The organism is Bradyrhizobium sp. USDA3516, assembly GCF_057651995.1.
On the sequence record NZ_JBYGYN010000036.1, the window covers coordinates 1 to 291 of the forward strand.

The 291-nt window shown below is 82.5% G+C and carries 1 protein-coding gene; it reads left to right on the forward strand.

Annotated features, from left to right (window positions below; translation table 11 throughout):
• On the forward strand, positions 1 to 291 hold a 291-nt coding region (locus tag AC24YW_RS36635), incomplete at both ends, for a hypothetical protein (protein WP_487487218.1).

Sequence of the window (291 nt, forward strand, 5' to 3'; positions counted from 1 at the left end):
GCGGCGTGCTGCCGGGCGCGGGCGTTGCCGTTGGAGCGGGCGTGGCGCCGGGTGCGGGTGATCCCGCCGGGGGCGGCGGCGCGCCAGGACGTACGCCGGGCGGAGGTGCGCCGGGGCGACCAGCCGGCGGTGCGCCGGGCGTGCTGCCGGGAGCTGGCGTTGCGGTTGGCGCAGGTGTCGTCGTCGGTGCCGGCGTCGCCGTTGGAGCCGGCGTGGCCGCCGGGGCAGGCGCGCCGGGGCGCGCCGGGGGCGTGGCTGTCGGAGCAGGCGGTGTTGCCGTCGGCGCAGGCG